Origin of the sequence: Actinoplanes sp. NPDC023801 (assembly GCF_040639655.1) — a bacterium.
Classification (GTDB): Bacteria; Actinomycetota; Actinomycetes; order Mycobacteriales; family Micromonosporaceae; genus Actinoplanes.
In genome coordinates, this window is record NZ_JBFAAI010000018.1 from 100718 (window position 1) to 120710 (window position 19993).

At 70.9% G+C, this 19993-nt stretch carries 21 protein-coding genes; 4 read left to right on the plus strand and 17 right to left on the minus strand.

Annotated elements, in window-relative coordinates:
* Position 1 precedes the first annotated feature (1 nt).
* The 3 genes from AB0G04_RS28785 to AB0G04_RS28795 all read left to right on the plus strand — a co-directional run bounded on the left by AB0G04_RS28785 (position 2) and on the right by AB0G04_RS28795 (position 1989).
* Positions 2-175, plus strand: coding sequence for a hypothetical protein (locus AB0G04_RS28785; RefSeq protein WP_360988663.1), 174 nt, complete (start codon positions 2-4; stop codon positions 173-175).
* Positions 175-861, plus strand: coding sequence for an SDR family oxidoreductase (locus AB0G04_RS28790; RefSeq protein ID WP_360988665.1), 687 nt, complete (start codon positions 175-177; stop codon positions 859-861). The genes AB0G04_RS28785 and AB0G04_RS28790 overlap by 1 nt, the downstream gene beginning before the upstream one ends.
* A gap of 507 nt (positions 862-1368) precedes the next feature.
* Positions 1369-1989 (plus strand): NAD(P)-binding domain-containing protein, encoded by a 621-nt coding sequence (locus tag AB0G04_RS28795; protein ID WP_360988667.1) that lies wholly within the window; start codon positions 1369-1371, stop codon positions 1987-1989.
* 198 nt (positions 1990-2187) lie between these two features.
* Here the strand turns inward: AB0G04_RS28795 and AB0G04_RS28800 are convergent, their stop codons facing one another.
* From AB0G04_RS28800 to AB0G04_RS28850, 11 genes are all read right to left on the minus strand, one after another.
* On the minus strand, positions 2188-4632 hold the full coding sequence (locus tag AB0G04_RS28800) for an MMPL family transporter (RefSeq protein ID WP_360988669.1): 2445 nt from the start codon (positions 4630-4632) through the stop codon (positions 2188-2190).
* Between the two features lie 15 nt (positions 4633-4647).
* Positions 4648-5247, minus strand: coding sequence for a TetR/AcrR family transcriptional regulator (locus AB0G04_RS28805; protein WP_360988671.1), 600 nt, complete (start codon positions 5245-5247; stop codon positions 4648-4650).
* A 90-nt stretch (positions 5248-5337) separates the two neighbouring features.
* Positions 5338-5559, minus strand: a complete 222-nt coding sequence (locus AB0G04_RS28810; protein ID WP_360988673.1) for a hypothetical protein — start codon at positions 5557-5559, stop codon at positions 5338-5340.
* 53 nt (positions 5560-5612) lie between these two features.
* Positions 5613-6788, minus strand: coding sequence for an aminotransferase class I/II-fold pyridoxal phosphate-dependent enzyme (locus AB0G04_RS28815; protein WP_360988675.1), 1176 nt, complete (start codon positions 6786-6788; stop codon positions 5613-5615).
* A 159-nt stretch (positions 6789-6947) separates the two neighbouring features.
* A complete protein-coding gene (locus tag AB0G04_RS28820; RefSeq protein WP_360988677.1) occupies positions 6948-8462 on the minus strand; it encodes a protein kinase in 1515 nt (504 codons plus the stop codon).
* 67 nt (positions 8463-8529) lie between these two features.
* The gene (locus AB0G04_RS28825) at positions 8530-9066 is read right to left on the minus strand and encodes a hypothetical protein (protein ID WP_360988679.1); all 537 of its coding nucleotides are present in this window, start codon (positions 9064-9066) and stop codon (positions 8530-8532) included.
* Positions 9067-9308: 242 nt separating this feature from the next.
* Positions 9309-10406, minus strand: coding sequence for a hypothetical protein (locus AB0G04_RS28830; protein WP_360988681.1), 1098 nt, complete (start codon positions 10404-10406; stop codon positions 9309-9311).
* Positions 10403-10960, minus strand: coding sequence for a sigma-70 family RNA polymerase sigma factor (locus AB0G04_RS28835; protein ID WP_360988683.1), 558 nt, complete (start codon positions 10958-10960; stop codon positions 10403-10405). Before AB0G04_RS28835 ends, AB0G04_RS28830 begins: the two co-directional genes overlap by 4 nt.
* 102 nt (positions 10961-11062) lie before the next feature.
* Entirely contained in the window at positions 11063-11899 is an 837-nt protein-coding gene (locus AB0G04_RS28840) for a hypothetical protein (RefSeq protein ID WP_360988685.1), read from the minus strand.
* Between the two features lie 167 nt (positions 11900-12066).
* Positions 12067-13824: a cytochrome c oxidase subunit I gene (gene ctaD, locus AB0G04_RS28845; protein WP_360988687.1), complete on the minus strand. Its 1758-nt coding sequence runs from the start codon at positions 13822-13824 to the stop codon at positions 12067-12069.
* A 124-nt stretch (positions 13825-13948) separates the two neighbouring features.
* Positions 13949-16207, minus strand: coding sequence for a bifunctional diguanylate cyclase/phosphodiesterase (locus AB0G04_RS28850; RefSeq protein WP_360988689.1), 2259 nt, complete (start codon positions 16205-16207; stop codon positions 13949-13951).
* 159 nt (positions 16208-16366) lie between these two features.
* On the opposite strand from AB0G04_RS28850, the gene AB0G04_RS28855 reads away from it, so the two are divergent.
* The gene (locus AB0G04_RS28855; protein WP_360988691.1) at positions 16367-17338 is read left to right on the plus strand and encodes a hypothetical protein; all 972 of its coding nucleotides are present in this window, start codon (positions 16367-16369) and stop codon (positions 17336-17338) included.
* A gap of 203 nt (positions 17339-17541) precedes the next feature.
* Here the strand turns inward: AB0G04_RS28855 and AB0G04_RS28860 are convergent, their stop codons facing one another.
* The 6 genes from AB0G04_RS28860 to AB0G04_RS28885 form a co-directional block, all read right to left on the minus strand.
* On the minus strand, positions 17542-17790 hold the full coding sequence (locus AB0G04_RS28860) for a hypothetical protein (protein WP_360988693.1): 249 nt from the start codon (positions 17788-17790) through the stop codon (positions 17542-17544).
* A 72-nt stretch (positions 17791-17862) separates the two neighbouring features.
* Entirely contained in the window at positions 17863-18132 is a 270-nt protein-coding gene (locus AB0G04_RS28865; RefSeq protein ID WP_360988695.1) for a hypothetical protein, read from the minus strand.
* Complete coding sequence (locus AB0G04_RS28870; RefSeq protein WP_360988697.1) at positions 18129-18281, minus strand: hypothetical protein; 153 nt, start codon at positions 18279-18281, stop codon at positions 18129-18131. The genes AB0G04_RS28865 and AB0G04_RS28870 overlap by 4 nt, the downstream gene beginning before the upstream one ends.
* 31 nt (positions 18282-18312) lie before the next feature.
* A complete protein-coding gene (locus AB0G04_RS28875; RefSeq protein WP_360988699.1) occupies positions 18313-18960 on the minus strand; it encodes a DUF402 domain-containing protein in 648 nt (215 codons plus the stop codon).
* 14 nt (positions 18961-18974) lie between these two features.
* A complete protein-coding gene (locus AB0G04_RS28880; RefSeq protein ID WP_360988701.1) occupies positions 18975-19742 on the minus strand; it encodes a hypothetical protein in 768 nt (255 codons plus the stop codon).
* 20 nt (positions 19743-19762) lie between these two features.
* A complete protein-coding gene (locus AB0G04_RS28885) occupies positions 19763-19942 on the minus strand; it encodes a hypothetical protein (protein WP_360988703.1) in 180 nt (59 codons plus the stop codon).
* Between the last annotated feature and the right edge of the window lie 51 nt (positions 19943-19993).

Genomic DNA, 19993 nt, shown 5'->3' on the forward strand with positions numbered 1-19993 from the left:
CGTGGACTGTCGGTATCACTGTTGCATCCCCGTGGCGGCCGGGCTCAACGACCTGCCGTTCAACCCGTGCACGCTCCTCGACGTCAAGCTGCAACGTACCCAGGGCGCACACGAGGACGCCGGTCTGCGCTGGGTCGGCCGGACCGTGCCCACGCTGCGGGACCTGGGCCTTTGATGGTGCTGGACAGTTTCCGCCTGGACGGGCGGGTCGCCCTCGTCACCGGAGGCAACCGCGGTCTCGGCCGGGCGTGCGCCGACGCGCTGGCCGAGGCCGGCGCCACCGTGATCGCGGCCGGCAGCAAGGAACTCGACCTGGCCACCGCCGACGTGCACGCCTACGTGTCCGAACTGGACCACATCGACATCCTCGTCAACAACGCCGGTATCATCCGCCGTGCCCCGGCCGCCGAGGTGACCGCGGGCGACTGGGACGACGTGCTCACCGTAAATCTGGACGCCGCCTTCCATCTCTCCCAGGCGGCCGGCCGGCGGATGATCGCCCAGGGCCACGGGAAGATCATCAACATCGCGTCGATGCTCTCCTTCCAGGGCGGCATCCGGGTGCCCGCCTACACCGCGAGCAAGCACGCCATCCTCGGGCTGACCAGGGCACTCGCCAACGAGTGGGCCGGCTTCGGCGTCAACGTCAACGCCATCGCCCCCGGATACATGGCCACCGACAACACGGCCGCCCTGCGCGCCGACCCGGACCGGGCGCCCGGCATCCTCGACCGCATCCCGGCCGGCCGCTGGGGTCAACCCGGCGACCTCAAGGGCGCGGTCGTCTTCCTGGCCTCCGACGCCGCCCGGTACGTCCACGGGGCGGTCCTCCCGGTCGACGGAGGCTGGCTGGCCCGCTGAGATCCATTTCGGGTACGGGGTGGGCCGCGGGCAACCGCAACCATGCCGTACCCGGGGCCACCCCGCGACGAGGGTGGGGCGCACGGCCGACAACGCGGCCGCCGGGCTGCGATCCCCGCTCACCGGCTGTCGCGGCGGCCCTTCCGTGCTGGGGGTGCCGCTCGTGGCCGCTTCCGCGCCTGCCGCCTACCGCCTACCGCCTACGGTCTTGCGCCCGCCGTCTGCCTTCTGCGTCTTGCGCCGTTGTCGCGATGGCGCCCCTGCTGGCCTCGATGGTGGCGGCGAGGGCCTTGGCTGCCTCGTTGTGGCTCGTACCTCGATCCGGCCGCGCCGGACGACGACCCGCGCCGCGTCGTCGAGGGCGTCTCGGTCGCCCCGTTCGAGTATTTCCGGGAGCCGACCGACGAGGAGATCGAGGCCTACATCCGCGGACGTGAGAGCGGTAGGGAATGAGCCTCGCCGCCCAGTAGTTGACTGACACGTCAACTACTGGGGAAGGGTCCGGTCATGACCACCATCGGCATTCTCGGCGCGGGCAAACTCGGCACCGTGCTGGCACGGCTGGCCGCCGCCGCCGGCTATCGGGCCCTGATCGCCGGTTCCGGTGAGCCGGCGAAGATCGAGCTGATCGTCGGGGTGCTGGCGCCCGGCGCCACCGCCGTCACCGCGATCGAGGCAGCCACCCGCGCTGACGTCGTCGTCCTGGCGCTGCCGCTCGGTAAGCACCGCACCGTCCCGGCCGCGGAGCTGCGCGGCAAGCTCGTCATCGACGCCATGAACTACTGGTGGGAGGTCGACGGCCACCGCGACGACCTGCGCGCCGACACCAGCCGTCTGGTCCACGCGGCCCTGCCCGGGGCACGGGTCGTCAAAGCTTTCAACCACATGGGCTACCACGTCCTCGAGGAGGAGGCCCGGCCCACCGGCGCCCCCGGGCGCAAAGCGATCGCGATCGCCGGTGACGATCCCGGCGGCGTGGCCGCGGTCTCCGAGATCGTCGACCGGCTCGGTTTCGACCCGGTCCACGCGGGTGGACTGAGCGCGGGCGTACACATGGAGCCGGGAACCGCCCTGTTCGGCTCCAACACCGATGCCGCCGGCGTCCGAACCCTGCTCACCACTCCATAACCCCGGCCGCGCAGCACCGTCCTCTCAAACCCGTTGAGACAGCGGTACGCGCCAGCCGCCGAGGGCTGGGCTGGGCGCTGTCGCTGTCTCGGGCGGGTTGAGGCAGCGGTGTGCGACGGCTGGGGAGAGACGTCCTCGGGAAAGGTGATGCCTCGCTGCCGGGAGTGGATCGCCGGCAGCGAGGCATCGTCAGGGGTTTCAGTGGAGTGCGGGCTCCGCTGGTTCGGCGTGGCCGGTGTGGTGGGCGCCGGCCGGGTGGGCCCGTTCGAGGGCGGCACCCTCGACGTCCACGTTGGGCAGGATGCGGTCGAGCCAGCGCGGGATCCACCAGGCGGAGCGGCCGAGCAGGTGCATGACCGCCGGGATGAGCAGCATGCGGACCAGGAAGGCGTCGACGAGCACGCCGAACGCCAGCCCGAAGCCCAGCGACCTGATCATGGCGGTGTTCGAGAAGATGAAGCCGCCGAAGACGCTGATCATGATGATGGCGGCCGCGGTGACGACCGTACGGCCGGCGTGCACGCCCTGCTGGACGGCGAGCCGGGGGGAGGCGCCGTGGGCGTACGCCTCACGCATGCCGGAGACCAGGAACAGCTGGTAGTCCATGGCCAGGCCGAACAGGATGCCGATCAGGATGGTCGGCAGGAAGCTCAGCACCGGGCCGGGGTCGTGGACGCCGAACACGGCGCCCAGCCAGCCCCACTGGAAGATCGCGGTGACGCCGCCGAACGTGGCGAACAGCGACAGAATGAAGCCGAGCGTCGCGGTGACCGGGACCAGGATGGACCGGAACACCAGGATCATGATGATCAGGCTGATGCCGATGACCAGGCCCAGGTAGCCGGGGAGCGCGTCGGCCAGCCGCTCCGAGATGTCGATGTTGCCGCTGGCGCTGCCGGCCACGCCGAGCACGACGTCTCCGGAGGCGCCGGGGCCGGCGGACAGAGGGGAGAGGCCGCGCAGGTCGTGGACCAGCTGTTCGGTCTCGGCGGTGGTCGGGCCCTCCTCCGGGATGATCTGGAAGCCTAGCGTCCGGTTGTCGGCGGACGCGCCGATCGGGGCGACCGCGCTCACGTTGTTCTGGGCCAGCAGCAGTGTGCCGATGCGGACCTGTTCGTCGATCAGCGCGTCGCCGGTGGCCGGGGCCGGCAGGTCGGCGACGACCACCAGGGAGCCGTTGACGCCGGCGCCGAACTTCTGCTCGATCGTCTTGAAAGCCTGGTACTGGCTGGAGTCCTGCGCCTCGGACGAGCCGTCGGGCAGGCCGAGCCGCATCGACAGCGCCGGCACCGCGACCGCGACCAGGGCGATGAGCAGGACCAGGACGGTGGTCACGGCGCGGCCGGTGCTCATCGGCCGGACGTCGGCGTTCGACTGCGCGTGGGCCTTGCGGTTGAGGACGCGGTTGCCGATCAGCGCCAGCAGTGCGGGGGTCAGGGTCACGGCGAGGAGTACGGCCACGGCCACACAGATCGCGGCGACGGTGCCCATCAGGCCGAGGAACGGGATGCCGGTCACGTTCAGGGCCAGCAGCGCCACCAGCACCGTGGACCCGGCGAACACCACGGCGTTGCCGGACGTGCCGTTGGCCAGCCCGATCGACTCGTGGAAGTCCACGCCGTCGAGCAGCTGCCGCCGGTGCCTGTTGAGGATGAACAGCGAGTAGTCGATGCCGACGGCCAGGCCCAGCATGACGCCGAGCACCGGGGTGATCGACAGCATCTCGACCGTGCCGGAGAGCGCCAGCGATGCGGTGACGCCGATGCCGACGCCGGTCAGGGCGGTCAGGATGGGCAGGGCCGCGGCGATCAGCGTACGCAGCATGACCAGCAGGGTGATCGCCGCGATGATCAGGCCGACGATCTCGCCGATGCCGACGAGCTCCGGCAGGCCCTGGGTGATCTCGTTGGAGTACTCGACCTCGACGCCGCCCGGCAGGCCCGCGTTGACGTGCTCGACGACGCGTTCCTTGGTCTCCGGGGTGACGTCGAGCTGCGGCAGGTCGAACTGGACCTGCGCCACCGCGGCGGAGCCGTCCACGGACACCGTGCGGATCGCCGCCGACATGTTGAGCAGCTGCCGGCCGCGGTCGACCTTCAGGGCCTGCGCCTCGAGTTCCTTGCGCTTCTCGATGACGGTGGCCTGCTGGGCGTCGACCTCGGCACGGGTGGCGGGGTCGAGCTGGTCCCAGATGCTCTTGGCGCCGTTGATCTTCTGTTGCCCGTCGAGGAGCTGCGCCCGGCCGTCGGTGATCTGTTTCAGACCGTCGTCGAGCTGGGCCCGCTGGTCGGCGATGCGCTTCTCGATCGCGAACGGGTCGGTCGTCGATCCGACGCCCTCGAGTTCGGCGGTCGACTTGAGCAGGGCGGTGATCCCGGCCCGCTGCGAGTCGGTCAGCGGCGCCCCGTCGGGGGTGTGGAAGACGAGCTTGCCGTTGCCGCCGGCCGCGACGGGCAGCCGCTCGCCGAGACGGTCGCTCACCCTCGCGGTCTCGGTGCCGGGAATGTCGACGACCGGGGACAGCTCACCCCGTGCGACGAAGTAGCCGGTGACGGCGAGCCCCAGGATTACCAGCCATGACGCCAGGACGACCCCGGCCCGCCGGGCGCAGAACCTGCCCAGGCGGTAGAGAAACTCGGCCAATGTGTCTCGGTCCTTCTAGTAGCCGGTGCGGACAGTGTCGATCAATCGTTCGAGCAGGTGGTGCCAGAGCTCGCGGGACTGTTCGTCGGTCTGGGCGGCGGTCACGCCGAGCCAGTGGGTGGCGATCACGACGACTCCGTTCATCAGCGAGCTGACCAGGATCGCGGCCTCGATCGGGTCGGCCTCCGGGTAGCGGCGGGCCAGTTCCCGGGCCATCTCCTCCGACGTACGGGTGAAGGTGGCCTGGAAGATCTGAGTGGCCCGGGGGTCGCCGGGCCCGAATCCGCCGAGTGCCCGCCACAGGAAGGCGATGATGCCGGGCACGTCGGTGACCCGTAGCGCGCCGGCGACGTCACCGAACATCGACGCCCGCTCGCCCGCCGTGACGTTCGTGCGGAAGCCGGCGATCACCACGTTGAGCGTCTCGGTGCAGACCGTGGTGACCACGTCGTCGATCGACGCGAAGTGGTTGAAGATGGTGCGCCGGGAGACGTCGGCGCGCTCGGCGAGCTGGTCGACGCTGAACCGGACGCCCTCGGAGATCAAGGCGTTCGCGGCGTCGAGGATGGCGCGCCGGTGGCGTGCCTTCAACGCCGACCGGCGATCGATGGTCACCCTTCTACACTAAGTGCATCGTTGCACCAGGTGCAAAGCAAGGCCGCCCTCCGCCGGATCGGCGGAGGGCGGCCTGTTCCCCGAGGGGAGTCAGCGGCGCTGCGTCTCCGTGGTGGAGGGGTGCAGCTCAGTGGTGGTCTCCGTGACGAACTTGCCGGTCTTCGCGCTGCGGTTGACCTCCCGGTCACCGTGCTCCTTGTCACCGCCCACCCGCTCGGTGGTCGTGGTGCTCGGATTGCGCTTGGCGGTGCTCTCCTTGACGAAGCGGCCGCTCTTGGCGCTGCGGTTGACCTCGTGCTCGTTCCCGGCCATCGGGGGGCCTCCTGTCCGGTGGTGGATGTGTCGCACCATCGACGATGCCCCGCTCAGGCGGCCGGGAAACTCTGCAGTGCCTGATCGAGGTCGGCGATCAGGTCTTCCGGGTGCTCGATGCCGACCGCGATCCGGATCGTGCCGGGGCCGATCGAGGCGGCCTCCAGCTGCTCCGCGTCGAGCTGCCGGTGCGACGTGGACGCCGGATGCAGGATCAGGGTCTGCGTACCACCGAGCGACGCCGCGAGCTTGATCACCCGTACCCGCTTCTGGAACCGCAGGCCGGCCTCGTACCCGCCGGCCAGATCGAAACAGAACGGGGCGGCGAAGCCGTGGACGTACGACGTGGCGACCGCGTGACTGGGATGGCTGGGCGAGCCGGTCCACAGCACCCGCTCGACCGCCGGGTGCCCGGCCAGGTGACCGGCGACGCGGGCCACGTTGCCGGTGTGCCGGGCGATCCGCAGTGGCAGCGTCTGCATGCCGCGCAGGGTCAGCCAGGCCGCGAACGGGTCGGCGACCGATCCGAACTCGACCGCTTCGGCCCACACCTCGCGGTACAGCGCGTCGTCGGCGAAGACCGCGATGCCACCGGTCACGTCGCTGTGCCCGCCGAGGAACTTCGTCACCGAGTGGATCACCACGTCGGCCCCGTGATCGATCGGCCGGCACAGCAGCGGCGTGGCGAACGTGTTGTCGACGATCGTCACGACCCCGGCGGCCCGCGCGATCGGGGCGAGGGCCGGCAGGTCGCTCACGTGACCGGTCGGGTTGGCGATCGTCTCCAGGTAGAGGATCCGCGTACGCGGGGTGATCGCCTGACGTACCTCCTCCGGGTCGTGCCCGGTGACCCAGGAGATCGTGAGGTCGTGGCGCTCGGCGAGTTTGCGCAGCGCCGCGTGGGTGCCGCCGTAGAGGGTGTGCTGGGCGATCACATGGTCGCCGGACCGCAGCAGGCTGTGCAGCAGCAACGAGACGGCGCCCATCCCGGAGCCGGTGGCGATGGCGGCGGCACCACCCTCGAGATCGGTCATCGCCTCCTCCAGGGCGCGCACGGTCGGATTGGCGAAACGCGAGTAGACGTACGACCCGTCGGGCCGGTTCAGCCCGTCGGCCAGCGGGCCGGGATCGTCGAACGCGAACGACGACGTCTGGTACAGCGGCACGCTCAGCGGAGTGCTGTCCGGGACCGGTACGGGAATGTGGACGACGCGGGTGTCAGGATGCATACCCTCGATCCTGGTCAGCCCCGGCGGGCCCGCGACAGAGCCAATGCCACCGGCTTGGTCTGCCGATGGGTCCACCCGGTTCCCCAGCCGTGTCCGCGTGGCCGACGCCTGGCACGGCTACGCCGGTGGGCCCGCCGTCACCCGATCGGCGTCTGACGCTCAGGAACGGGTCAGTGAGGCCGTCGCCTGGTTCGACTCGTCACCGGCCGCCTGCCAGCGCATCTCGAGGCGGTCGTCCGGACCCAGGCGCAGGGTGAGGTCGGCTGTGGTGACGCAGGACCCGCGCGGGTCCCAGCTGGTCTTCTCCTGCCGCAGGCGCAGCTCACGGCCGGTCGGCGCCGGATCGACGACGGTGAGGCTCCAGGTGCAGTTCAGGGTCGGCGACTCGAACTCCCCGACGCTCGACGCGGCGGCGAACGTGATCGTCACCTGCCACGACGTGACGCTGCCGCCCGGCTGGCTGGCCCGCCCCGACCATCGGCCGGCGAACGCCGCGGGCACGCCCGTCGGCGCCGATGCCCCCGGGCCGGTGGTGGCCGAGGTGGCCGGTTCCGGGGCCGCCGACCCGGCCGGCCCGGTGCGCAGCCAGACCTCCCGGGTGACCGCGCCGGCGACGAGCAACGCGCTGACGACGACCAGGGCGATCCACGGCCCCCGTCCCGGAGCCCTCTGACGCCGGGCGGAGGACGGCAGCGCGCCGGCTGCCGGGCCGTCCGGGGGCCGTACCGCCGTCGGCGCGGCGAGGGTGACCGGCGGGGCGGGCAGGGTCGGCGCCGGTTCCGGGCCGTCCGGCCGGACCCGCTCCCCGCGGGGCGTCCGCCCGGTCGGCTTGCGGCCGGGCACCTCGCCGTGCGTACGTACCACGGCCTCCAGCAACGGCCGGGCCCGGTCGGCGGTGAGGCGGTGGGCCGGATCCTTGGCCAGCAGGCCCTTGAGGACCGGCCAGAGCTGCCCGGCGTGCGCGGGCGTCGCGGGGCGGCCGTGCAGGACGGCGGCAAGCGTGCCCTGCGTGTCGGCACCGTGGAACGGGGGACGGCCGGTCACCGCCGTGTAGAGGGTGACGCCGAGCGACCACAGGTCGCTGGCGGCGGTCGCCGGCCGGCCGTTGACCCGCTCCGGTGCCAGGTATGCCGGGGAGCCGATCATCTGTCCGGCGGTGGTCAGGGCGGTGGCGTCGTCGACCGCGGCGATCCCGAAGTCGGTGAGGACGACCCGATCGGCGTCGAGCAGGATGTTCGCGGGCTTCACGTCCCGGTGCAGGACGCCTTCGCGGTGGGCGGCGCGCAGCGCGTCGAGGACCTGCAATCCGATGGCGGCGCACCGGTGCTCGGTCAGCAGGCCGTGCTCCCGGATGGCCGCCGCCAGGGACGGGCCGCTGATCAGCTCCATCACGATCCACGGCCGGCCGTCCTGCACGACGACGTCGTGCACGGTGACGATGCCGGGGTGTCGCAGCCGTGCGGCGGCCCGCGCCTCCCGCATCGCCCGCCGGACCGCGTGCTCGTCCGCGTCGACGGGACCGTCGCCGTCGCCCGGCAGATAGATCTCCTTGACGGCGACATCGCGGCCGAGCAGCGTGTCGTGGGCCTGCCAGACCGCGCCCATCCCGCCCCGGCCCAGCCAGCCGTCCAGCCGGTACCGGCCACCCACCACCCGCGCCGAACCCCCGGACATGCGGCGAATCTACCGCCCTCGATCAAGCCGCGGGAGCGCCGGCCCGCCCGGCTCCCGGCGAGCCTGGTCACGCGTCGGTACAGTCCTCGATCGTCTTCTCCTCCGCGACCTTGACGAGCACGTTGATCGCGGTGGCGTCGATCCGGCGGACCGTCTGACCGAGCGTGTTGGGGCCGTCGAGCCCGACGGCACGGGATCCGATCCACCATCGGCCCGTCACATCCTGGAACTCGACGTTGTCGACCAGGACGTTGACACCGGCGACAGTCGGCGTGACGACCTTGATGCTCGTGCAGGGAGCAAGACTGTCCAGCGTGAAGACGGAGTGCAAGGTGCCGTCGAAGTTGTCGTCGTACGCGGCACCCGCGTCCGTGAGGTACTTGCCGATCCGTTCGCCGTAGTCCATTCCGGCATGGAGGCGGAAGTTGATGTACACCTTCTGTACCGGAGCCGTGGCACGGTTCTGGACGAACACCTGCAGTTCGGTCTGCCGGGTGTCCGCCCGCTGGCTGGCCTTCTCCCACCAGACGACCCGGTCGGCATAGCGACGTTCGTGGCGTTCCTTGATGAGGGCGTTGTTGTCGCGCTGGTCAAGGTAGGTCATCGCGGCCACGCCCAGGGCCAGGAGGGCGAGCGGGAGGCTCGCCAGCTCCGCCCACCGCCGGGGCTGAGGCTCGGCCTGCTGGCGCGGCCGGGTTCGCGCTCGTCGAAGTTTGTCTATCGCCGTCTTCCACTTCGGGCGGTCCAGGGTATTGGGCCCGCAAAATGAGAGACGTTCCCGGGGTTCGCCGAGCCGGGGCAGCCGCAACGACCACCCCGGCTCGACGGTGCTGAGCTGTACCCCCGTTACCGGTTACAGCTGAGCCTGTCCTCGTACTCCTCGGGGTAGTCGCCGCCGGCCGCGTCGGCGGCGAGGTCCCACAGCTGGCGCGACCAGCCGCCGCCGTCTTCCATGTCCTTGAGGACCTGCCACCCGGTGGCGCCGCTCAGTGCGGCAGCCGCCGTCTCGGCCGCCGGATCGTCGCCGGCCCGGTCGGCGCGCTCCCACTCGGCGAGCCACTGACAGCTGACCTTCGTGATGACCCGGGCGTTGAACTGGTAGGGCGAGTTCGCCCCGCCCACCTCCACGTCGTCGACGTCGAAGCCCGGAGGCAGTGGCACGTCGGCGAGGATCGCGGTGGCGGCCTCGCGCACCTTGCCGGGGGTGACGACCTCCGGCGGCAGCGAGGCCAGGAACGCCTCCGGGCCGGCCCGGACCACGCGGTCGAGCAACTGGTCGAAGCGGGACGCCGTCATGCCGCCGCCGACGATGGCGACGAAGGAGCCGTCCTTCGGCTTGAGCAGCACCTCGTGATTCCACCTGTTGCTGTGGAAGAGGTGACCCGCCTGGCCGGCCACGGTCGTCCGACCGGGTCTGAAGTCGACCCACAGCCGGTCCTCGTAGCGGCCCTGGTAGAACTCGTCGGCCGACCAGTTGAACTCGACGGTCGCCCCGTCCTTGGAGTACGAGGCGGTGCCCTCCGCGGTGGCGAACCCGTAGATGGTGTCGAGTTTCCAGCCCGGCTCCTCCACCAGCAGGCGGTGGTAGCTCTCGGCAGCCTTGAGGTCGAGCCGGCGACCGGCCCCCTCGCCGCCGGTGTCCGTGCCGGCCGACGGGCTCGCCCCCATGCCGGCGCTCGCCCCGATGCCGGGAAGGACCAGCGGCGACTCCGGCTCGGGGCGCAGCAGGACGGTCGCTCCGATCAGGCCGGTGACGACCGCGGCCGCGGCGACCGCGACGGCCAGGCGCCGGCGCAGCGGCCGCCGGTGCGGGAGGGAATCCAGCGGGGGTGCGGACATGATCTCCTCCAGGAGACTCTGCTGCGCCCCGTCGAGGCCGGTGACGAGATGGGGTCGGTACGGGTCGGCGTCGCGAACCAGACGGTCCAGCTGCTCGTCGCTCATCGGCCCTCCTCCGGGACGGTCGCGGTCAGGACGTCGAGTACATGTCCGGCGTCCGGAGGATCGTCACCGACCAGTTCCCGTAGCCGCGAACGGGCCCGGGACAACCGGGTCCGTACGGTGCCCGCGCTCAGCCCCAGCACCTCGGCCACCTCACGCGGCTGCAGACCCTCCCACGCGGTCAGCATGAGGACCTCCCGGTCGATCTCGGGAAGACGGGCCAGCGCCGCGCGCACGATCAGCCGTTGCGGCACCTCGTGGCCCGGATCGGCGGACATCAGGCTGGTGATCCGCTGGCGCAGCCGTTCGCCGAGCCGTTCCCGGCGTACGCCGCCCCGGTGGTGGTTGGCCAGGACGCGACGGGCGACCCCGTACAGCCAGAGGGTCGCCTCGTCGTCGGGTGGCAGGTCCGCGCCGCGCCGCCAGGCCACCAGGAACGTCTCGGCGACGATGTCCGACGCGTCCTCGTGCTGCTCGACCCGGCGTATCGCGTAGGCGAGCAGCGCCTCGAAGTTGGCGGCGTAGACCTGCCGGAAGCGCTCATCGGGAGAGATCACGACACGTCCATGTCCGGCACGCCCCGCAACGTTACCGCCGGCCGTACCTCCGGCAGGTCGAGCGCGACGGGTTCCCCGCCTGACGTACGGCCGGCGGTCGTCTCATCGTGCCGCGATCACGACCTCCGGGTAGCGGGGCGACGAACGGTTCAGCAGGGGCTGGGGCCGGTGCCGCAGGTGCTTGTCGAACACCGCCCGGACGTATCGGCGGGTGACCTCGGTGGCCCGTTCGCCGGTGATCGTCTGGCCGATGTCGATGCCGAGCTGGTCGGCGAAGACCCCGAGATCGGTGAACGACGCGTGGTCCGTGCCGGCCACCGTGAGCCAGCGCTTCCAGCCGCCCGCCCGCCCGTAGTCGGCGACCAGCCACTGATCATCGCTGTCCGGCCCGTGATCGGTCGTGCTGAGCACCGCGAACGGCTTCCGCAGCCCGGTCGCCGGGACCACCGGCTCGCCGCCCGTGTTGGTCGTACCGTCGATGTCGATCGCGGCGTCGACCCGCCGGTCGCCCACCATCGCGGCGAGAGCGCTCGCCCCGCCGGCCGAGTGGCCGGCCACGCCGATCCGGGAGTCGTCGATCAGCCGGCTGCCCCGCCATGCCGGATCACGGCCGGTCAGCTCGTCGAGTACGAACGAGACGTCGGCGGCCCGGCTGCGGTAGAGCCGCCCGAAGAAGGTCCGGTCATTGTCGAGTTCGCACGCCGCACATCCGGCGATCCGGCCGTCCGGGAACGTCACCGCGTACGTCTCGTAGGTGTGCTGGATACCGGCCACCACGTAACCGTGGCTGGCCAGGTCCTCGGCCAGCCCGGACAGGATGGCCATCGGCTGGGTCCAGCCGGGCGACAGCACGATCAGTGGCAGGCTGTCCGGGTGCCCGGCCGGTGCGGCGTCCACCACGGCGTTGGTGGCGACCGTACTGAAGATCTCCCGCGGCACCGCCGGGTCCAGGCGCTTGCCTTCGGTGATCAGGCGGGACTGCCCATGTGCACGTTCCTTTCATCGGAGTCAACCGATGCTAGGAACGGCGTGGGGTGCGAATCGTCGGCCCGCGGAGGGACATGTGGTGCCCGGCGTCAGACCGCCGGCATACCTCGCCGGGTGGATCAGCGATCGCGGTCGCTGGCGATGTCCTCGGAGTAGGTGGCGCCGCCGTCGGACTCCCTGCTGAGCGGGCGGGCACCGCCCTCGGGCGGCCCGGCCAGCGACTGCTCGCCGGCGGCCAGGTGCGGGAACTTCCGGTCGAACGCGGGACGCTCGGAGCGGATCCGCGGCATCCGGTCGAAGTTGCGCAGCGGCGGCGGGCTGCTGGTGGCCCATTCCAGCGAGTTGCCGTGACCCCACGGATCGTCCACGGTGACGGCGCGGCCGACCTTGTACGACTTCCACACGTTGTAGACGAACGGCAGCGTCGCGATGCCCAGGATGAACGAGGCGATCGTGGAGAACGTGTTGAGGAAGGTGAAGTCGTCCATCTCCAGGTAGTCGATGTACCGCCGGGGCATGCCCTTGGTGCCGAGCCAGTGCTGCACCAGGAACGTGCCGTGGAAGCCGATCATCGTGAGCCAGAAGTGGATTTTCGCGAGGCGTTCGTCGAGCATCCGGCCGAACATCTTCGGGAACCAGAAGTAGATGCCGGCGAACACCGCGAACACGATCGTGCCGAACAGCACGTAGTGGAAGTGGGCGATCACGAAGTACGAGTCGGAGACGTGGAAGTCGATCGGCGGCGCGGCCAGCAGCACCCCGGACAGGCCGCCGAACAGGAACGTCACCAGGAAACCGACCGCCCACAGCATCGGCGACTCGAAGCTGATCTGGCCGCGCCACATGGTGCCGATCCAGACGAAGAACTTCATCCCGGTCGGTACGGCGATGAGGAAGCTCATGAAGCTGAAGAACGGCAGGAGCACCTGGCCGGTGGCGAACATGTGGTGTGCCCACACGCTCATCGACAGCGCGGCGATCAGCAGGGTCGCGGCGACCAGGCCCTTGTAGCCGAACACCGGCTTGCGGCTGAAGACCGGGATGATCTCGGTGATGATGCCGAAGAACGGCAGCGCGATGACGTACACCTCGGGATGGCCGAAGAACCAGAACAGGTGCTGCCACAGCATCGGCCCGCCGGTCTCCACGTTGAAGACCTGCGCGCCGAGTATCCGATCGGCGGCCAGAGCGAACAGCGCGGCCGCCAGGAACGGGAAGATCAGGATCACCAGGAGACTCGTGACCAGCAAGTTCCAGGTCAGGATCGGCATCCGGAACATGGTCATGCCGGGTGCGCGCAGGGTCAGGACCGTGGTGATCAGGTTGACCGCGCCGAGGATCGATCCCAGTCCGGAGATGGCCAGGCCGACCACCCAGCAATTACCGCCGACGCCCGGCGAGTGCAGGCTGTCGCTGAGCGGGGTGTAGGCGAACCAGCCGAAGTCCGCCGCACCGCCCGGCGTGAGGAACCCGCTCATCGCAATCAAGGTCCCGAACAGATACAGCCAGTACGCGAAAGCGTTGAGCCGGGGGAATGCCACGTCCGGTGCCCCGATCTGGATCGGCACCACGTAGTTGCCGAACGCGAACACGATCGGGGTGGCGAAGAACAGCAGCATGGCGGTGCCGTGCATGGTGAACAGCTGGTTGTACTGCTCCGGCGACAGGATCTGCATCCCCGGCTTGGCCAGCTCCGCCCGCATCAGCAGGGCCATCAGGCCGCCGACCATGTAGAACACGATCGACGTGATCATGTACATGATCCCGATCTGCTTCGCGTCCGTGGTACGGAGGATCCGGGCCAGCGCCGATCCCTTCACCTGCCGGCGAACCGGATGTGGCCGTACGGGCACCGGCCTGGGCGCGACGGTAGTCAAAGCGAGCTCCTCACCAGCGGATGCGACAACGGTGGCCAATACCCGTTATAGGCTTCTACCGCAGCAATCCGCTCCAGATCGGCGTAATAGCCACACCCGGCCCGCCACATCAGGTATAGGGAGGTCAGGCCGCCATGCCGGAGGTCCCGCCGAGCATCTCGTCGATGGCCGGGGCAGGCAGCGGCCGGGCGAACAGGAAGCCCTGCGCCCGGCGGTAACCCAGCTCGAACAGCCGCCGCGCCTGGTCCGTGGTCTCGACACCCTCGGCCACCGTGCCCAGGCCCATTTTCTCGGCGATGTCGGCGATGGCGCCGGCGATCGCCTCCTGCTGCGGCGTCCCGTTCAGCCCGTCGACGAACGACTTGTCGACCTTGATCACGTCCACCGGGCAGGTACGCAGCAGGCCGAGCGACGAGTGCCCGGTGCCGAAGTCGTCCAGGGCGATGTGCACGCCCAGGTCGGACAGCGCCTGCACGGACGCCAGCGCCCGGCCGCCGCCGAACACCGCGGTTTCGGTGATCTCGACGGTGAGCTGCTCCGGCGGCAGGTCGTGGCGCTTCAGCGCGGCGGCCACCACGTCCGGCAGCCCCGGGTCGAGCAGCTGCCGCGCGGACACGTTGACCGCCACCGAGTCGAGCATGTCCGGCCCGTGGGCCCGTCGCCAGGCCGCCGCCTGCGCGCAGACCGTGTCGATGATCCACTCGCCGAGCTCGATGATCAGCCCGGTCTCCTCGGCCACCGGCACGAAATCGGCGGGCGAGATGGTCCGGCCGTCGGCGCGCGTCCACCTGACCAGCGACTCGACTCCGGTGATCAGCCCGTGCGGCAGCGCCACGATCGGCTGGTAGAGCATGTGGAACTCGCCGGCGGCCAGCCCTCGCCGCAGGTCCGCGGCGATCGTCGCGCGCCGGGTGAGATGCCGCTCCAGTGACCCGTCGTAGCGGATCACCCGGCCGTCCGCGTGGCCGGCCGCCTCCCGCAGCGCGATCTCGGCCCGCCGGTACAGGTCGGTGTCGTCGGCGATGCCGATCGACACCTCGACCACCACCTCGTGGCCGGCCGCGTTCAGCGGCTCCTCACCCTCGGCGACCAGGCGCTCGACGATCGCCGAGGTGTCGGCCGGGACGCCCGGCAGCAGCAGCCCGAACTCGTCGCCGCCCAGGCGGGCGACCACGGCCCGCTCCCCGGCGATCCGGGTGAGCCGGTCGGCGTAGCCGATCAGCAGTGTGTCCCCGGCGAGCGGGCCCAGGCTGTCGTTGATCGACCGGAAGTCCTTGAGGTCGATCAGGACGACGGTGTGCGGGCCCTCGGCCCCGGCCACCGCGGTGGCGAACGGCCGCCGGGTGTACAGGCCGGTCAGGTCGTCGTGCATTGCCTGATGGGCCACCCGGTCGAGCAGGGTGGCGTTCTCGGCCAGCGCGATCGCCTGCCGGGCCACCACGAGCAGCAGGAGCAGGAGCGTCCCGGCGAACTGAACCGTGGTGAGGTCCCCGGTACGCAGGTACAAGGTTCCGACGAGCAGGCTGGTCAGCCCGCTGGCCACCAGCGGGATCACCGCGCCGCGCCGGTAGACGGCGGGATGCCCGACCCGCGGCGCCGGCCTGTCGTGCCCGGCCAGCACCCGCTGCTGCGCGTGCGCGGCAAGCGTGCCGAACATGCCGACGAACGGCAGCACCACGGCACTGCCGTTGAGGTGCGGCCAGGGCAGCAGGACGAACATCAGGAGCACCGACAGCGGACCGGCGAGCCCGATCGGCGACAGCCACCAGAGAGCGGTGCGAGGTGCCGGGCTGCGCCGGGCCGTCATGATCTTTACAACGACGACCGCGCCGGCCACGCCGATGCCCACCATGGCCAGGTTCAGCCACCACGCCGAGGCGCGGCCGCCGAACCGGTCGACCGCCCACTGCATGTACTCCGAGGCCGCGACGCACACGGTCACCGCCACCACGGCCAGGTCGAGCACCGCCGTGGTGAGGCGGCGCCAGCTGCGACCGCCGCTCGGCAGCCGTAGCAGCGCGGTGATCGCCAGGATGGTGCCGATCACGTACAGGACGAGGGTGCGCTCACCGAGCGGTGGCATGCCGTCGAAGGGGACGAGCGCGACCTCGACGGTCTGGCTCACCGCTCCGGCCAGTACGGCGCCCATGGCGACCGCGACCCGCCGCCAGAACCGCCGCAACGGGCCGTTCGTGCCGCCGGAGGTGGCCGCGAAGGCGGCGACCGCGGTCGCCACCCCGCAGACCGCGGGCACCCACACCAGCAGCCGGTGGAACTCGATCCGGGTGCCGAGCACGATCAGGACGACATCGGCGAGGGCCATCGACACGGCGAACGGTACGTACCAGGCATGCCAACGAGGCAGGGGCGCTGTACGAGCCACGTCCGCCTCCCTGTCGTGTTCGATGTCCGAGCAAGCCGTCAATCGGCACACCGCAATTTGATCTGAGGAATCTAGTACGCCGCGGGGGCGGGACGTGCGGCGCGGCCGCCTTCCGATCATCTCCGGCATGCCAGTGACGCAGTTGAATAGGCTGATGCCGTGAAGAAGGACGTCTGGCCCCGGTCGATGTTCCGGCATGTCGCGCTGCTGGTCCTGCTCTCCGTCGTGCTGACCGCGGTCGTCGGTGTCGTGCTGTGGCTGATGCTGGCCCAGCCCGACCTGACGGCGACCGCGCCGGCCCCCGGGAACCGGCCACTGACCGCCGCCGAACGGCTGGACAGCCTGAAACTGGCGCTCGCGGTCGTCGCCGGGATCGGCGGCATCGTGGCGCTGACCGTCGCCTACCGCAAGCAGCGGCAGGGGGAGGCGGCCGAGCGGCGCGAGGAGACGAAACTGTTCACCGAGCGGTTCGTCAAAGCCTCCGAGCAACTCGGCCACGACAGCCCGCGGGTCCGGGTCGCGGGCGCCTACGCGATGGCCGAACTGGCCGACGACTGGGCACATGGCCGCCAGATGTGCGTGGACGTGCTGTGCGCGTACATCCGGCTGCCCTACGAGCACGAGGACCAGGGCGAGCGTCAGGTGCGGTGGACCCTGTTCCGGATCATCCGCAACCACCTGCGCTCCGACCCCAAATGGGGCCGGGTGAAGTGGTCGGACTGCCGGTTCAGTTTCGAGGGCGCGGTGATCGACGGCGCCGACCTGTCCCAGGTGGAGCTGAGCGCCCCGGGCAACATGAGCTTCTACGGCGTGCGGTTCATCGGATGGTTCACCTTCGCCGGCGCGCGCGTCGACGGGGCGCCCGTGTGGTTCGACCGGGCACGGTTCGAGAGCGCGGACGTGACGTTCCAGGGCGCCCAGTTCCGGGGCAGCCGGGTGGCGTTCGAGGGCGCCGAGTTCGCTGGCGGCACGGTGACGTTCGAAGGGCTCGTCGCCGATCCCGGCGCGGTGACTCTCGACGGCGCGACGCACAGCGGCGGCGAGGTGGCCTGGGGTCCGCTGGCGCCGCTGCCGCGACCGGTGATCCCGCAACGGCGGCGCTTCAGGCTCCGCGGGCGCGCACCGCGGTGAGGACGGCCGTCACCGGCAGACCGACGGCGGTTCGAAGCCGGCCTCCCGGCACAGGCGGGTGGCCAGCTCCGCTCAACAGCGGCGGCGGCAATGCGAGATGGACGTGACGCTCGGACGGTTCCTGGCGTCGGGGGCATGACAGAAGACTTACCGGGCTGCCCACGGGCGAGCCGCTGGTCACCACGCGGTTGGCGGGAACGTTGCTAGTCGCGAGGCGGCAGGGACAGCGGGTGGCGTTCGCTGTCGCGGGCGGCCAGCCGGGCGAGCGCCCGCTGGTACTGCCCCGGGTTGATCTCGCCCGCGAGCAGCTGGCTCGCCAGCGCGCCCTCCAGACTGGTGGCGACGTCGAGAGGAGCGGGCGGCTCCGCCCGGGCGGGCTCCTCGCGGTCGGGCCACAGTGCGGCGCATGCGACCAGCAGAACCATGCCGAGCACGATGAGCAGGACAACCAACGAGACCACCTCCGTCGACGCACCAGCATCGTCCGGAGGTGGCCTCGGGAGCAGGGCCGAAAGTCCCGAGCGTCAGACGCGTGCGCGGTGCAGGTGGATCTCCTCCGGCTCCGGCGGCACGTCGGTGACACCGGCCGCCATCGCCTGCGCGTGCCGCTGATGCGCGGACGGCAGCAGCAGGGCGGCGACCACCGCGAGCACGGCGACACCGGCGCAGACCCAGAATCCGTCGGTGAACGCGGCGTCGGCGGGCAGACCCTGCAGGGTGCTGTTCGACGTGATCACCGCTGCCACCGCGGCCGTGCCGATGCCGGCGCCGACACCGAAGATCGCCGAGATCATGCCGACCGTGGTGGCGACCCGCTCGCGGGGCAGCTCGTCAGGATCGGCGTGAGGACCGACGCGGACAGCAGGTACGCGGTGACGATCCAGCTCACGTCGCTTGTCGACACGTTCAGCTCGGGACCGATCGTGGACAGCGCGGGCGACACGAGGGACTGCAGACAGGCGAAGTTGCTTACATCACATCCGGGGAGGACCCTCGGGAAGATCACGCGGCAGCGGCGGCCACGACGGGTCGGGGGAGAAATCGCACCAGGAGCCGTCGAACGGGAACGCGCCCGCCTCGGCCAGCGCGATCACCTCCGCGCCGGCCCGGCGCACCCGGTCCGCGTCGTCCACCCAGTACGACTCCGGCATCGCCAGGCGTGCCGTGAACTGCTCCTCGTCCTTCCAGCGCCAGCTGAGGTCGGGCTCCACGACCACGTCGAGGTCCCAGTCGGAGGTGTCCAGTCCGGCGGCGTCCCCGGACCGCCACGGCACCGACGGGGCCTCGAGGTTGCCGTACCAGCGGACGAACGATCCGTCCGGGTGGAAGAACCATCGCACCGAGTAGTCGCGGCCGTACGGGATCCAGATCAGCATGCCGTGACCGACGGTGTGGCGTACCGGTACCCGTGCCGCCGCCGACCACTCCGGCAGCGGGGTCTGCGCGATCCCGCGCCCGTCCGGCATCGTGAACAGCCACCCCTGAGTGCCGGCCGGCGCCCACAGGATCACCGCGTCGTCATTCGCCTCGATCACCCGGTACGGGAAGACCAGCGCGAGCCGGTCGCGCTGGAAGTGCCGCAGGTGCACGGTCTCGCCGGGAAGGAACTCCACCGGGTGCATCGGGCGAGACTAGATCAACCGAGGCTGAGCCGTGCGCCCGTGAGCGTCAGGTACCACGGGGAATCGGTGAAGCCGGGCCCGGTCTCCTGGCCGATGTAGGCGTCGAGGTGCCGGGGGCCGCCCAGGCCGGGAGTGAACTCGTCGGTGATCTCCCACTTCGCCTGACGCAGGGCCGCGCACACCGCCTTCGGGGGAGCGGAGCCGTCCTCCTGGCTGCCGCACGCGGCGATCGTGAACCGGCTGCCGCGCGGCAGCACCGAAGGGTCGGCCGCCGCGGACACGAACGGCACGAGTGCGCCGCCGTCACTGCTCCGCGGCGCCGAGTCCAGCCAGAACCCGACGTCGTACGACCAGTTGAGATATCGCCCCGACGACGTCAGACCGGTGCCCTCGTCCCGGACCGCGTCGACGAACCCGGCCGGATAGGTACCGAGATCGTCGTCGCCGCCCGTGCATTCCAGCCGCGGGCATCCGGTGACCGGCGTCGGATCGCCGTCGTGGAACCGCTCGACGGCGGTGTAGTACACCGTGATTTCCCAACCGGGGCTCGTCGGCCGGGCCGGCGTGGTCCCGGGCTTGGTGATGCCGCGGGCGGTCGGCGACGGGACGGTCGGCGACGGGACGGTCGGCGACGGGACGATCGACGGCGGCTGCGGCGGCGCGGGGGAGGAGAACCGAACCGCCGGGGACGAGACCGGGGCGGGATACGGTTGCGCCCGATCAGGCGCCGTTCCGCACCCGGCCACGGTGGTCACCGCGGCGAGGAGCAGGCAGGTACGCATCCGGCCGAGCATGCCAGCGCCTAACCCGCCGCGGGCAGTTCCGGGAGTTTCGGCTCCGGCGGGCCGCCGGCCTCGTCGGCACCCTCGTCGAGGTCGTGGACCCAGACGTGCTGCGGCGGCATGATCACGGCGGCCACACGGTCCGTGGGATTCGCCTCCGGAAAGGCGACGGGTTTGAACTTCGGCATGGCCGTAGGCATCGGCACCACACCTACCCTGCTGAGGATTCCCGGAGAACCGGTGCCTGCGGT